Below are 14,377 nucleotides of genomic sequence, written 5' to 3' on the forward strand. Positions count from 1 at the left end.
GGCGTTCTCTAGACAGAAGCGAAGGCGCGGCCTGCGGATTGCGGGCCTGGCCTGGGATGCGCCAGCGGCTCAAGTGCAAGCCGGCCGGCGAGCCGTCCAGTGTAGCGGCTCGCCTGGGCGGCTTTTGCCTGTACTAATTGTCAGCCCAGCTGGCCGGATGGCTGCCTAGCGGCGTGGAAGGCCGCTCCCAGCGGGCCGGCGTCGTCGACAGCTGCGCCGCATGGCGCACCGCGAGCAAGCGGCCATAGCCGGAAGCGCTTTCCTCCAAGAAGGGGTGGACATCGTCCAGGGAGGGCAGCGGGAGGCTCATCGCGCCATCCACGCGGCCGAGATGGCGCAGCCAGTGGCCGGTTTGCGCCAGCGACACTTCCACATGCCAGCTGCCGCCTTCGGTCTGCTGGCGATGCAAGGCGGCGAGGATGCCCAAAGCCAGCAGGTAGCCGCCGATGTGATCCAGCGCCTGGGCCGGGAAGGGGCGAGGGGTGTCGCTGCCGGCGGCTTCGGCCTCGGCGGTATTGAAGCCGCTGGCGGTCTGAGTCAATGAATCGAATCCGCGCCGGGAAGACCAGGGACCGTCGTTGCCATAGGCGCTGAGCGAGGCGTATACGATGCCGGGGCGGATCCGCGCGGCCTGCTCCGGCGAAAAACCCAGTTCCGCCAGCCCGCCGGGGCGGTAGCCCTGGAGGAAGACGTGGGCTTCGGCGAGCAAGGCTTGCAAGGACTGCCGGTCAGCCGGCTGAGTCAGATCCAGGTGGGCGTTGCGTTTGCCGCGGCAAGTATCGATGTCCAGAGTGGCGACGGTGGGAAGTTTGGGCGAGGTGATGTGCAGCACGTCCGCGCCGTGCGCCGCCAGGGTGCGGGCGCCGACCGGACCGGAGATGATGCGGGTGAGATCCAGCGCGCGTATCCCGGAGAGCGGGCGGTCCGCGGCCGGCAAGGCCAAGGGTTCGGCATCGCCGATGCGGGTGAGGGAAAACAGCGGCAGGCTTGCCGCCGCCTGCCCTTGAGGATGGGCATCCCATTCTTCGAAGCTGCGCAAGGCGGTGGCGACGAGTCCGCGTTCGGCCGCCGCGTTTTCGAAATCAAAGGCATTCCAGCGCAACAGGGCCTCCTGCACGGCGGACTTGTCATATTCGCAAGCCAGCAGTTCAAGCACGCCCCGGCAGTGATGCGGAAAGTTGGTATGGATGCGCACCCAGCCGCCATCGCCGGTGCGGTACAGTCCTGCGATCTTGTCCCAGGGGTCGGTCGGCTGCTCGCCGTTTACCCGGATATAGTGTTCGGACCTCAGCTCCGCCGCCGCGTGGCGGATGTCCACGCTGACTTGTTGCTTGCCGCCGCCGCGTTGATGCAACAAGGCCGCGGCGGCCAGTCCGCAGGCCGCGAGGCTGGCCTGCGCAGCGCTGGCCAAAGGGAAAGAAGAGGGCAGGACGGGCTCCGCGCCGGTCAGGCGCAAGGCGTCCAGCCAGGATGGATCAAATTCGCAATGCCGCCATAGTTGGGCGACAGCGCTTTGGGCGATGGACATGGCTATTCTCCATGGTGGGATAGCCATTAATAACCGGGCAATGTGATCCGGTCAATCCGTTTGTCATTTTCGGCCGCGCCGGCGTTTCGCCCTAGAAAGGCTTTCAACATGGCCTGCGCGACGGCGGGTTGATCCCTGGCGACTCGTTGTCCGGCATTCTGAATGATGACATGGGTGAGGCTCTGATATTCGCGGATCAATCCCGCCGAAAGGCCGTAAGGGCGCCAAGCTTCGCGTTTTTGATTGCGGAATGCTTCGGCTTGTCTCCATTGCAAGGTGTTGAGCCAGGCGTCAATGCCCAGGTAATTGCCCTCCAGGCTGTATTCCCCTTGGTAAAGCAAGATTTTCAGCTCATTCAGCAGCCGCGGAAACAAATGCGATGAAGTCTCAAGCCGGAAGGCGTCTTGCAGGGGAGGCTGCTGGGCGATGGCCTGGTTTTCTGTTCGCGGGTCGATGTGCAGAGCCTGCCGGACGGCTGGTTTGGCCAGATACTCTTTCAGATGCGCATTGTCAGCCTGTTGCGGAGGCAGGCGGATATCCCCAGCGCTTCTGCCGCTGCACTGCAGGATGAATTGTTCGATTTCCGCCACCAGCCGGCAGGCCTGTTTGCGTTGCAGGGGAATGTCGGAAGCGGCCAAGTCGTCAAAGTGGCGCAGCATGTCGCGCGCTTGCTCCAGTTCGCGCAGATTGATCAGCCTGTGTTGGTAGGCGTATTCGACATCGCTCTCCAGCTGGATTTCCGGCGCGATGCGGGCATTGCCCAAGCCTATGCCGCGCAGCGCGATAGGGGGCTGGCCATTGCCGTTGCCGTCGAGAATGCAGTTGGCCAGCCGTGTCAGCGTGTGGCCGGCCCATCCGCTGCCGAACAGATAGCAATCCAGCTGGCGGTAAGCCGGCCATCTGAGCAAGAACTCCTGCAGCGCGTGATAAAGCTGTTGGCAGGCTTCGTCATGGCTTTCCGGCAGATAACGCTCATGCGAGGCGAAAGACAGGCCGTGCCCTAGCGGCTGGTCGATGATGAGGTAGTTGACATTTTGCAGCCAGCTGAAGGGATTGCCGCGAATCCGACCGCTGCCGTCTATCTGATAGGGCCCGTGCTCGCCGAACAGATAGCTCAAAGCGTTGGATTCCGGATTGCTGTTGATCCAAACCAGCAAGGGCGCGGACTCCGGCTGATCGGTCGCTTCGCCGAACCAGAAGTACAGCCAGCCGCCGGCGGCGTCGCCGACGGAAAGGTAACCGGCCTTCTGCAGGCTGCGGATATTGCCCAGGCCGGGCAGATAGGTGAGCGCGGCGCTTTCGAACAGGAAGGGATTGACTTTCGCATTCATGTGAAGCCTCCCGGCGCAGGGAAACCTACTGGTTCGGTAAGTCTTTATAGCTTATAGACGCATCCGAACTGAACGCGGATTTTGTTTGATATACCCACTGTGATTATTCACGATTTGTTGTGATTTAAGTTGCGCGCGCCTGGCGCCGCCTTGTGTGGGTAACGGCAGCCGATGCCGGTTTCGACCAACCCTAGACGGAGCATTTCCATGCTGAGCCTGCACACCAATATCGCGGCACTGAACACCAAGTCCAATATGAACAGCACCCAAGGCGCGCTGTCCACCTCCATGACCCGCCTGGGCACCGGCCTGCGAATCAACTCGGCCATGGACGATGCTGCCGGCCTGCAGATCGCTACCCGTCTGGACGCGCAAAGCCGCGGCATGACCGTCGCCATGAAGAATGCCCAGAACGGCATCTCCATGCTGCAAACCGCCGAAGGCGCGCTGAACGAAGTGACCAACATCCTGCAACGGATGAAGGATCTGGGCACCGAAGGCGCCAACGCCACCGCGACTGATGCGGACAAGAAGGCCATGCAGTCTGAGTTCGATCAGTTGGGCAAGGAACTGACCAATATCATGAAGAACACCTCCTTCGGCGGCGAAAAGCTGTTGCAAGGCGGCAAGCTTACCAAGGCAATCAGCTTCCAGATCGGCGCGGCCTCGACCGAGTCCATGGGTGTGGACTTGTCTGGCGATCTGGGCGTGCTGGATACAGCTTTAGGCAATGTTTCCAAAAAGTATGAAAAAGATGTTTCTACCCCGAGCGGTCCTGCTCCGGCGGCTTCGGATGCGGATAAAGTTGCTGCTAAGAAGCTGGCGGTAGATGCCGCGGCTGCCGAGCTGAAGCTGGATCCCACAACTGCGGCCAAGCAAACGGCATTGACCACCGCAATTACTGCGATGACGGACATTACTAAAACGAGCACCAATAAGGATGTCAAGGACGCTACTGATGCGGTCACTGCGGCATCTACTGCATGGACGGCAGCTGTAGCGGGCACTGACCCTGCGGCCACCGCAAAAGCCAAAGACGCGCTGGATCGTTCCGTCGCGGCTTACGCTTCTGTAGTTGCCGCCGGCAGCTCGGATGAAATTGGCAAGAGTTCGACGATCGACACTATTAGCAAGGCATTGGATGCTGTGGGCACCGTTCGCTCCTCGCTGGGCGCCAACGCCAACCGTCTGGATCACGTGATCAACAACCTGTCCAACATCAACAACAACACCCTGGCTGCCAAGGGTCGCGTCATGGACACCGATTACGCCAACGAAAGCGCCAACATGACCGCCAAGCAGATGCTGATGCAAGCCAGCACCTCCATGCTGAAGCAAAGCGGCAGCATGAACAGCCTGGCCATGTCCCTGCTGCAATAATTCGCAAACGATGGCTTAGGCCATCCACGCTTCAAGCCAGCGGTTTTCCGCTGGCTTTTTGCATTCTGTCCATTTGGCCGGACGCGATGCCGCCGGTTTGAATATAATGGGGCGGTTTCGAATGAAATGGGGATGGGAATGGCGGCATTGAGGCTTTTTTGCCTGCTCATGAGCCTGTTCTGCTGCGCCTGGGCGCAGGCGGAGAGCGATCCTGTCGTGTTGACGATTTCGGGCAAGATTGCCCGCTTTACCGATGCCAAGCGAGGGATTTACCAATTCCGCGACAGCGACCTGGCCGGGATGCGGCAAATTCCGATCCGGACGGCAACCAGCTGGACGCCGGTTGTCACTTTCAGCGGTCCGCTGGTCCGGGACATCCTGGCGCGGGTGGAGGCGCGCGGCAAGACCGTGCGCATTTTGGCCATCAATTACTATCGTTACGACATCCCGGTCACGGAGCTGGTTCGCCGCAATGTCGTGCTGGCCAGGCGCATAGACAACAAGCCTTTCGATGTTTCTCATTATGGGCCGCTGTGGCTGATGTATCCGCTGCCTTTTATGGCCGAGGATGATAAAGGGCCGCCGCTGGACGCCAAGCTGGTATGGCAGGTGGATGCCATGGAGGTGATGTGAAAAAGACAGATTGGCTGGGCAAGGGCAAAGCGATCTGGCTGCTGGGGGCGGCCTTGCTGATCTTGGTATTGGCGGCGAGCTGGAATTTTTACCGGATGGATAGGACCAGCGAGGCTTTGATCGATAGCGGCAAGAGCGAAGAGCTGTATTGGACGGTCGCGCAATTGCATGTCGAACTGGAGCGCACGCGCGCGGAGTTGATCCATTTTTCGCTCAGCCCGGAGGGACGGCAGCCGGATCTGGACCGGCAGCGCCAGTTGCTGCAGAGCCGCTATCTGGTGTTCGAGGCGCCTGACAGCGTGCTGGTCCACCGTCTGCTGAGCCAGGTGTCGGGTTTTTACGAGCTGACCGCCACGCTGAAGCCGCTGATTCATGATGGACAGTGGCCGGCAATGACGGCCGCCAGGGCGCTGGCGATGGTGAACCGGATCGATGAGGCCCGCCCGGTGCTGGCCAGTTTTTCGGTGCAGACGCGGCGGGCGGAATTGGCGGCCCGGGTGGCGCGCAGCAAGGCTTTGGCCAACCAGCGCTCGCAAATGATGGTCTGGCAGATCGTGCTGTGCTTCGGCATCGCCGGCGTGCTGCTGATGTTGTTCCGCTATCGGGAGATGAAGTCCTTGGCCGAGGCCAGGCAGTCCTTGCTGGAGCAGGAAAGGGCCGCGCATAAGGCGACGGTGGATCTGGAGTTGGAGCGGATCACCTTTCTGGGCGCGCTGGGGCATGAAATCCGTTCGCCCATGCAGTCCATGCAAATGTGCCTGGAGTTGATCGAGCCGGCCATCGCGCGCCAAGGGCCGGCGGCGATGGCGATGCAGCGCTTGCGGGTCGGCATGGATCAGCTGGCTTCCCAGCTGAGGGACATCATGGATATCTCGGCGATCAAAAACATGCAGTTGCGCCTGAATCCAGGTCTGGTCGGGCTGGACAAGATTTTCCGCTCCTTGCTGGATACGATGAAGCCGCTGGCGGAAGCGCGCGGCCTGTATCTGGCCTATGAGGGGGGCGAACTGCCGGAACAGGCTTGGCTGGATGAGATCCGTTTGCGGCAAATCGTCGGCAACCTGCTGTCCAACGCCATCCGTTACACCGACCACGGCGGCGTGACGCTGAGCACGGGCCTGGCGGAGAGGGATGGCGCGCGATGCCTGCTGATCGAGGTCCGCGATACTGGCATTGGCATCGCGGAAGAGGATAGATACCGGTTGTTTCAACCCTATAGCCGCTGCAAGCATAGGCGGCCCGGCAGCAATGGCCTGGGGCTGTCCATTGTCAAAGAGCTGGTCGGCTTGTTCAGCGGCGTCATCGAGCTTGAATCCGAAGTGGACGCTGGATCGGCTTTCAGGGTTTGGATTCCTTTGCGCGAATCCGGCGCCGGCAATGAGGCTGCGCCGATCGCTGAGGAGCAAAGCCGGCCTGCCGAGTGACAGGCCGGATGCGGGCGGGGCGGGCTTAGCTTGAGGCCGATGGCTCCTCTCGCAGCTTGTCCGGGTGGAGATGGCAGTCGACGACATGGTCGTTGACGACGCCGCAGGCTTGGAGGAAGGCGTATATCACGGTACTGCCGACAAAGTTCATGCCGGCCTTTTTCAAGTGGCGGCTGATGCGGTCGGACAGCTCGGTCGATGCTGGGCAGTCCCGGTAATCTTGCCAATGGCTGATTCCGGCCTGCCCATCGGCTTGAGCCCATAGCCACGAGGCGAAGCTGCCATGCTGGCGCTGCATTTGCAAAAAGACCCGGGCGTTGCGGATGGCGCTGTTGATTTTCAGCCGGTTGCGGACAATGGACGCGTCGGACATCAGCCTTTCGACATCGCTGTCATTCATTTCCGCTACCTTGACCGGATCGAAGCCGTGGAACGCGGCTCGATATCCTTCGCGTTTTCGCAATATCGTGATCCAGGACAGCCCGGCCTGGGCGCCTTCCAAGATCAACATTTCGAACAGCTTTCTGTCGTCGTGGACGGGACGGCCCCATTCCTGGTCATGGTAGGCCATGTACAAGGGATCGGTCCCGCACCAAGGGCATCGTTTCAGGTTCATATTTCCGGAGAGTGGAGGAGGACATCGAGTTGAAGTCCTGTTTTCTGGATGCCTCGTTGCGACGACAGGCCGATGACCAGGGGGTTGGCCAGGTTGGCTTGCAGCTGTCCGAGGGCGGGATGGGATTCGCGCTCCAGTTGCAATGGGCGATACAGCATCAGCAGGATCGCGGCGTCTTCCGGACCTTTCAATTGCAGATGCTCGACCTCATCGTCGTTCAGCTGGATCTGGTAACGGACGCCCAGCTGCTCCGGCAGCGTCAGGCTGAAGGTGATGCCGGGCGCGTCCAACGATTGCAGCCAGAACATATGCGGATTGGGGTGGGTGGCGTCGTGGAACAGCTTGAAGCGAGTGCAGCTTTCCAGCGCGGGAATGCCCTGGGGAAAGGTGATGATGGTGGTTTCATCGACTTCCACATTGCCAAGCTGGTCTGAAGTGAAATGCATGATGCTCTCCTGGTGAGGGGCGCCGGAGGGGCGGTCTATCCCATCGTTTTGACGCTTGCCGGCCGCGCGCATGGGCGCGCTGTCTTGTGCTGGCAAATTTGTCAGCCTATACATGGTATTACGTTAAGTCGCGGTACGCGAATGTCTTAGTGTCTGCCCAAGGCCCCGTGATGGCGGACATATAGAGGAAGCTGCTCAATAGGTTCTGCTCGGATGCGACGGCGCATGCCGCCTGTCGCTGCCAGAGAGGAGCCGGTGTTGCTCCGCCTTGGGAGGGGCGTGCGCGCTATGGAGCTGAAGCCGAAGCGGTTCTTGATTCTGGATGACCAGCTGGTATTGCGTAAATTGATTTCTAGGCAAGCCAGTTTCTTCAGCCGTTATGCGGTGCAGATCGATGAGTTCAGCGATCCTGCCGAGGCGCTGCGCAGCATAGCCGAAGGCGGCTATCAACTGGTGATCACCGACATCGGCATGCCGGGAATGAACGGCATCGATTTCATCAAAAATGTCTCGCGTTTGGGCTATCAATCCGCCTTGCTGATCATTTCCGGCTATGACGGGAAAACGCTGCAAACCATCGCGGACATGTCCGTCAGCCTGGGCATCTCCTGTACCCGTTTTTTGTCCAAGCCCTATTCCGCGGAGGCCTTCCTCGCCTCGCTGAACGCCTTGTTCAATGAGATGGAGCGCGAGGACATGCAGGGTCCGTCCGACATCGAGAGGGTGATGGGAGATCTTTGCGCGGACAATTATTCCCTGGAGTTCGAACCGGTCCATCGCTTGGCCGATCATGGCTTGATCGCGCTGAGATTGAGCGCCGCCTTGTTCGACAACGCCCATCGCTATGATGTGGAATTTCTGTTCCAACTGCTTGCCGGCCGGCAGATGGCATCGGCCATCGCCCTGGAGACGATGGTTGAGCGAGTGGCCAGGCTGCTGCAGGAGAAAGGGGGCGTTTTCCCCGAGGGGCAGATGAATATCCAGATCGATGAGGCCTGCCTGCGGGCGGACAATGTGTTTGATCATTGTTTCGTGATCTTGCAGCAATATGGCGTTTCCGCGCGGCGGATCGGTTTCGAGCTGGCCGATGGCCTGACGCGCAAGGCCGACGCGCTTTGCTTCGAGAATATCGCCAAGATCAAGTATCTGGGCTTCAGGCTGTTGGCCGATTCTTTCGGCTCCGGCTCGCTTACGGCGGGCAATTTGCTGAAGCTGCCGTTCGATCATGTGAACGTTCCTATCGACACCTTAAGCTGGATGCGGACTGCTCTGGGGGAAGATGCCAACGCGTTCCGCATGCTGCGCTATTTTGGACTGTCGCCGGCCGGGGTGTGCGCGACGGGGCTGGACGACCCGGAAAGCCTGGCCTTGGCGATCGCCATGGGGTGTCCGGAGGGGAGGGGCGGCGCTGTGTCGCCCAAGGTATTGGAAAACGAGCTGCAAGGCTTGGCGGTGGTGACGGCAGGCGGAGCCGAGTGAGAAAGGAGGCGACATGATTTCAGTGGATCTGGCAAGGCTGCGCATTTTGATCGTCGATGACCAAACCCTGGTTCGCACGCTGATTTCCCAGTCTTTGCTCAGCATGGGCATTCGACAAGAGCATGTTTTCCAGGCCGCTGACGGCACGGCGGCGATGCGGCTGCTGGATTTGCGCATGGTGGATATCATCTTGTGCGATGTGCAGATGCAGCCGATGAACGGCATGGACTTGCTGAAGGAGCTGCGTTGCGGCCATACCGCCAACGCGTCCAATCTGCCTTTCGTGTTTTTATCCGGCCATGCCGACCGCGCCAATGTGGTGCTGGCCAGCCAATTGCACGCCGATGGCTTCGTGGTGAAGCCGCCCAAGCCGGCGGATGTCGAAAAGGCGATCCAGAATGCGCTGCAGCGCATCCGTCCCGAGGTCGATCCCTTCAGTTATTACAGCATCGCCACCGGCACTGAGTACGATAAAAAAGTGTTTGGCCGCTTGTTCGAGAAATACACTCCCGCGGAAGAGGAGGAGGCGCAGGAGCAGTGCCTGCCCTTGGAGAAAATCAAGCCAGGCTCGACTTTGACGCGCGATCTGCGCAGCAAGTCGGGTCATTTGCTGCTGCCCAGGGGCGCCGAAATTTCAGCCAATCAGCTTGCGGTTCTGCAGAACCACAGCGAGCGTTATGGCGTGAGCCAGATTTTTGTCATTGACGGGCCCGAGGCGGTGACGCCCGTAGCGAGGCACTGACTATGCTCTTGTCCAAACCGCAGCACAGCCAGGCCATGGCGATAGGCAGAGCCGTGCTGGCCATCGTGCTGCTGTTGGCCTTGTTGCAAGCCGGCGTGATGCTGCAGTTGCAGTGGGCGGCTTGGGACCAGTATCGGCAGGCGGAGCAATTGGTGGATCTGAACCAGGAGTCCACGCTGCTGTTCCGTTTCGCCGACGCCAAGCAGCTGGAAGCTGGCAGGATAAGCGAGTTGCTGCTGTCGGCCAAACAGCCCAGCGCGCAGGAGCGGCAAGAATTGCGGCAATTGGCCGAGCAGAGCCGGCAGACTGCGCAGCAATTGCTGCAAACGCTGTCCGCCCGCAGCGACGCCAAGAGCAAGGATCAGGCCTCGCGCCTGCAGCAGGCTTTGCATCAGTTCGACCAGCTCAAATTGCAGGCGGAGGCTTTTTGGCAAGACGGCGCAGGCCCCAACGAGGCCCTGACCACGGGTTTGTACGAACAGACCCGCGATGTGCTGGAGCTGGCTCAGCATCAGCTGGACGACGATGTGGTGCAGATGTCGGCCAGCGGCGACCCGCGCCTGAACAGCCTGGCCTGGCTGAAGCAGGATGTCTGGATGCTGGACTACTGGCTGCGCTCCAATGCGCAGAGCCTGCTGCTCAGGGCGGCGCTGGATCATAGGCTGGACCGGCTGGTGGAGCAGGATCTGGCGCGCCGCATGGGCGCCAGCATGCTGACGCAGTCCAAGTTGCAGCCCAAGGTGGCGAGCATCCACGACCCCGGCCTGGCCAAGCAGTTCGCCCAGCTGTCCTTGCAGGCCAGCCGCCTGCAGCTTCTGGTCCAGCTGCAGCTCGATCAGATGGACGGCCGGCTCAAGTTCGATCAGGCGACCGATTATCGACAGAATCTGCGCGAGTTGATCGAATCGCTGCGGCAGACCCAGGCCCTGGTGTCGCAACGCTCGGAACAGGTCGCCCAGGAGAACCGGCAGTATTACTTGCACATCCTGCTGCGCGAAGGCTTGTTCGGCCTTGCCACGATAGGTTTGCTGGCCTTTCTGGTGTTCGTCATGGTGCGCAAGGTGCTGCGGCCGCTGGACTTTCTGCAGCGCATGCTGGATGTGTCGGGCGACGCGATGCTGGTGGTGGGCCAGAACGGCGTGATCGCCACCGCCAACGAGGGCGCCGGCAGAATGTTCGGCTATGCGATGGCTGACTTGATCGGCATGCCGGTGCGCCAGCTGTTCGATATGGACGACGATCTGCATGCGGTGCTGGCGGCGCTGGACATTCAAGTGGGGCGGACGCTGCCGGTGTCGGCGGTGGGCAGCGGCGGCGAACGCTTTCATGCCATGCTCAGCGTCAGCCGCTTTCTGGAAGATGCGACGCCGCCGCTCAATATCTTGATCGTCCGCGACGAGCATAAGCGCAGATTGGCGGAAACCTCGCTGGAGCGCAGCGTGGCATTGCTGTCGGTGATTTCGGAAATCGAGGCGATGCTGTTGTCCCACTCGGCGCGCGACGCGGTTTTCCAGCGGCTGCAGAATACTTTTCTGGACTTCACCAGCTCCGAGCAATGCATTCTGGTGGCCTGCGCCGGACCGGACGACGTGGACAACGCGCTGCAGCTGCAGGCCGGCGCCTGGCCGGAGTTCCTGCCGCAAATCCAGCAGCTCTCGCTTTCCCAGGCGCCGCTGGCGACCTTGTTCCGCAATCTGTCCGCGCAGCCGTCCTGGGTGTCTTTGCCGGTGATGCTGGGCGGCGAGGCTGCAGCCGGCGTGTGCCTGCTGCGGCCCACGCTGTCGCAACTGGGCATCAGCATCCTGCCCTTGCTGGGCGCCTACGCCAATATCCTGGGCTTTTACGCCGAGGAGGACAGGCGCAAGCTGTCCGAGGCCCAGCTGCGCGCGGTGTTGCAGGAAGAGGAGGCGGTGTATTCGGCCTCGCCGGTCGGCCTGTTGCGCCTGAACGAGCATTTCCAGATCACCCGCGCCAATTTGACGGCGGAAAGCATATTCGACGTCGGCGACGAATACGGCCTGTCCGGCATGCACCTGATGGAGCTATTGGCCTCCGAGCACGGCTGGTACGAGCTGGCCGAGCAGATGTCCAAAATGCAGCACGACAACGCCCGCATTCATTGCGAACTGGAATGCCTGACCGGCACCGGCCGGCCGATCTGGGTGTTGTTCGAGGGGCAGCTGCTGTTCCCCGACGCGGCGGAGTCGGTGATCATTCTGGCCTGCCTGGACATCACCGAGCGCAAGATGGCCGAATTCGAGCTGAGGATGGCGCGCGACCAGGCCAATGCGGCCAACCGCGCCAAGAGCGCCTTCCTCGCCACCATGAGCCACGAGATCCGCACGCCGATGAACGGCGTGCTCGGCATGCTGGAACTGCTGGCCATGACCAAGCTGGACGCCGAGCAGCACGACACCGTGGCGACGATACAGGATTCGGCCAATACCTTGCTCAGGCTGATCGACGATATCCTGGATTTCTCCAAGATCGAGGCCGACAGGCTGGAGATCATTCCGACGCGCACCGCGGTGCGGCCATTCATGGAGAGCGTGCGCAGCCTGTACCACGAGAACGCCAGCAAAAAGGGGCTGGAGCTGAAGCTGGTCCTGGACGAGAAACTGGCGCCGACCCTGGTGATGGATCCGTTGCGGGTCAGGCAAATCTTGCAGAACTTCATCAGCAACGCGATCAAGTTCACCTCGCGCGGCCAGGTGGACATCCGCGTCAAGGTGATGGATACCGTGGCCAATTACCAGGTGTTGAGCTTCGAGGTGACCGACACCGGCATCGGCATGTCGCAGGAGCAATTGAGCAAGCTGTTCCAGCCCTTTACCCAGGCGGATTCGGAAACCACGCGCCGTTTCGGCGGCACCGGGCTGGGGCTGGCCATCTGCCGCCGCCTGGCCGGGCTGATGGGCGGCCATGTCGAGATGGAGAGCGAGCAGGGCAAGGGCAGTTGCGCCCGCCTGCTGCTGGAGGTGGAGTGGCTGGCGGAATTGGTCGAGCCGGTGGTGCTGCCCGAGCAGCGGGTGCCGCAGGAGGCCGCTCCGGCGCCGCTGCCGGATCAGCCCAAAGGCGCGGCGCCGGGACTCTATCCGATACTGTTTGCGGAGGACAATCCCACCAATCGCAAGCTGACGCTGCGGCAGTTGGAGAAGCTGGGCTACCCGGCGGACTGGGCCGAGGATGGGGATCGAGCGTTCAGCAAGTGGCTGGCCGGGCGCTACTCCCTGATCCTGACCGATTGCCACATGCCGGGCATCGATGGCTACCAGCTGGCCAGGCTGGTGCGCGCGCATGAGGAATCGCACCCTGAGCGCGGGCGGGTGCCGATTGTCGCCTGCACCGCCAATGCGGCGAAGGAGGAGGTGGACAAGACGCGAGAAGCCGGCATGGATGATTTCCTGACCAAGCCTTTGTCTATCCTGTCGCTGGAAAATGTGTTGATCAAGTGGCTGTCGCCGGCGCGCGAAGCTGGCGATGCGCCGCAGGCCGAGCCGCTCCCGGCCGACACGGTATTCGAGCCTGCGCTTGAAACGGCGGAGACGGTTCAGGACGCCGCGTCTGCGGCCGAAGTCTGCCCGGTGGACCGCAGCGTGCTGGAGGTGTACAGCAATGGCGAACTGAGCGTGGAGCTGGAAATCTTGCGTGAATTCCAGACCGGCAACCAGGAAGATGTCGCCGAATTGCGCTCGGCCTTGCAGGCGGCGGACGCGGATAGGGTGGGCTTCGCGGCTCACCGTATCAAGGGCGCCAGCCGCATGGTGGGGTGCAATGAAATGGGTGACGCGGCCGAAAAGGTGGAGAAGGCCGGCAAAGGCAAGGATCTGGCCGCCGCGGGTCAAGCGATGGGCCATTTCGAAGAAACCTTGGCGGTATTCGAGACCTGGCTGGCCGGACAGGATGAAACCGTGAATTGAGCGCGGGCTTTGCCTGATCTGGGCAGGCGGATTAGAATCCGCCTTCATGGAGCAAAGCATACCCCTTTACCCATTGCTGGAAAGCGCCTTGCTGTGCCGCGAGGTCGACGCCAAGATGGCGCAGACCGAGGCTGTCCATGCCGGATGGCGAGCGGGCAGGCTGGTCCGGCAGGCCGACGCGCCGCTCTATGATGTGGCGGATGCCGGCAGGCCGGATCGGCCGGAGTTGGTCCATCCCGCCAAAGTGCCGCGTCGCAGCCTGTCTACGCCTGAAGGCCATGGCGCCATGCTGCACGCCATCGCCCATATCGAGTTCAACGCGGTGAATCTGGCTTTGGACGCCGCCTGGCGCTTCCGCGATATGCCGGACGCTTTTGTCGACGACTGGCTGCGCGTGGCTGCCGAAGAGGCGTATCATTTCAGCCTGCTGTGCGAACGTCTGCGCAGCCTGGGCTATGAATACGGCGACTTTCCCGCCCATGACGGCTTGTGGGCGATGTGCCGCAAGACCGACTACGACCCGATGGTGAGAATGGCCCTGGTGCCCAGAGTGCTGGAGGCCCGCGGTCTGGATGCCACGCCGGGTATCCAGCGCCGCCTGATCGGCATCGGCGATGATGCCAGCGCCGCGGTGCTGGACATCATCCTGCGCGATGAGATCGGCCATGTGGCCATCGGCAACCGCTGGTTTGGCGAGTTGTGCCGCCAGCGCGGCCTGGAGCCGTTGGCGACATTCCGCGAGTTGATGACGCTGCACGCCATGCAGCTCTATCCCGGCGAGTACAATTTCGCCGCCCGCGCGGCGGCGGGCTTTTCCGCCGAAGAACTGGAAGCGCTGGCCAATCTGGCCGCGCCGGTTTCCCATTAAGAAAGATCCA

At 61.6% G+C, this 14,377-nt stretch carries 11 protein-coding genes; 7 read left to right on the plus strand and 4 right to left on the minus strand.

The genetic code is table 11. The annotated features are described in order from the left end of the window. Positions 1 to 133: 133 nt before the first annotated feature. Together NKT35_RS16195 and NKT35_RS16200 are read right to left on the minus strand one after the other, a co-directional pair. Positions 134 to 1,528, minus strand: a complete 1,395-nt coding sequence (locus NKT35_RS16195) for a CoA transferase (RefSeq protein ID WP_254294858.1) — start codon at positions 1,526 to 1,528, stop codon at positions 134 to 136. A 26-nt stretch (positions 1,529 to 1,554) separates the two neighbouring features. Further along, positions 1,555 to 2,859 carry a S10 family serine carboxypeptidase-like protein gene (locus NKT35_RS16200; protein WP_254294860.1) on the minus strand — a complete coding sequence of 435 codons (1,305 nt, stop codon included), beginning with the start codon at positions 2,857 to 2,859 and terminating at the stop codon, positions 1,555 to 1,557. A 207-nt stretch (positions 2,860 to 3,066) separates the two neighbouring features. Between NKT35_RS16200 and NKT35_RS16205 the strand changes: the two genes are divergently transcribed. The 3 genes from NKT35_RS16205 to NKT35_RS16215 all read left to right on the plus strand — a co-directional run bounded on the left by NKT35_RS16205 (position 3,067) and on the right by NKT35_RS16215 (position 6,296). Beyond that, positions 3,067 to 4,239: a flagellin N-terminal helical domain-containing protein gene (locus NKT35_RS16205; RefSeq protein ID WP_254294862.1), complete on the plus strand. Its 1,173-nt coding sequence runs from the start codon at positions 3,067 to 3,069 to the stop codon at positions 4,237 to 4,239. 168 nt (positions 4,240 to 4,407) lie between these two features. Then, entirely contained in the window at positions 4,408 to 4,872 is a 465-nt protein-coding gene (locus NKT35_RS16210; RefSeq protein ID WP_254294864.1) for a putative pterin-binding protein, read from the plus strand. Then, positions 4,869 to 6,296, plus strand: a complete 1,428-nt coding sequence (locus NKT35_RS16215) for a sensor histidine kinase (RefSeq protein ID WP_254294865.1) — start codon at positions 4,869 to 4,871, stop codon at positions 6,294 to 6,296. Before NKT35_RS16210 ends, NKT35_RS16215 begins: the two co-directional genes overlap by 4 nt. A gap of 25 nt (positions 6,297 to 6,321) precedes the next feature. Here NKT35_RS16215 and NKT35_RS16220 read toward each other — a convergent pair whose 3' ends face one another. Both NKT35_RS16220 and fliW read right to left on the minus strand, forming a co-directional pair. Then, positions 6,322 to 6,912 (minus strand): DNA-3-methyladenine glycosylase I, encoded by a 591-nt coding sequence (locus NKT35_RS16220; RefSeq protein WP_305883438.1) that lies wholly within the window; start codon positions 6,910 to 6,912, stop codon positions 6,322 to 6,324. Then, positions 6,909 to 7,358: a flagellar assembly protein FliW gene (gene fliW / locus NKT35_RS16225; protein WP_254294872.1), complete on the minus strand. Its 450-nt coding sequence runs from the start codon at positions 7,356 to 7,358 to the stop codon at positions 6,909 to 6,911. The genes NKT35_RS16220 and fliW overlap by 4 nt, the downstream gene beginning before the upstream one ends. Positions 7,359 to 7,646: 288 nt before the next feature. On the opposite strand from fliW, the gene NKT35_RS16230 reads away from it, so the two are divergent. The 4 genes from NKT35_RS16230 to NKT35_RS16245 are packed head-to-tail and all read left to right on the plus strand — an operon-like array spanning position 7,647 to position 14,367. Next, positions 7,647 to 8,837, plus strand: coding sequence for an EAL domain-containing response regulator (locus tag NKT35_RS16230; RefSeq protein ID WP_254294874.1), 1,191 nt, complete (start codon positions 7,647 to 7,649; stop codon positions 8,835 to 8,837). Positions 8,838 to 8,850: 13 nt separating this feature from the next. Next, the gene (locus tag NKT35_RS16235; RefSeq protein WP_254294876.1) at positions 8,851 to 9,579 is read left to right on the plus strand and encodes a response regulator; all 729 of its coding nucleotides are present in this window, start codon (positions 8,851 to 8,853) and stop codon (positions 9,577 to 9,579) included. 2 nt (positions 9,580 to 9,581) lie between these two features. Continuing rightward, positions 9,582 to 13,499 (plus strand): ATP-binding protein, encoded by a 3,918-nt coding sequence (locus NKT35_RS16240; RefSeq protein ID WP_254294877.1) that lies wholly within the window; start codon positions 9,582 to 9,584, stop codon positions 13,497 to 13,499. A gap of 46 nt (positions 13,500 to 13,545) precedes the next feature. Next, the gene (locus NKT35_RS16245; RefSeq protein ID WP_254294879.1) at positions 13,546 to 14,367 is read left to right on the plus strand and encodes a ferritin-like domain-containing protein; all 822 of its coding nucleotides are present in this window, start codon (positions 13,546 to 13,548) and stop codon (positions 14,365 to 14,367) included. Positions 14,368 to 14,377: the final 10 nt, after the last annotated feature.

Source organism: Chromobacterium sp. IIBBL 290-4 (genome assembly GCF_024207115.1).
Lineage (GTDB): Bacteria > Pseudomonadota > Gammaproteobacteria > Burkholderiales > Chromobacteriaceae > Chromobacterium.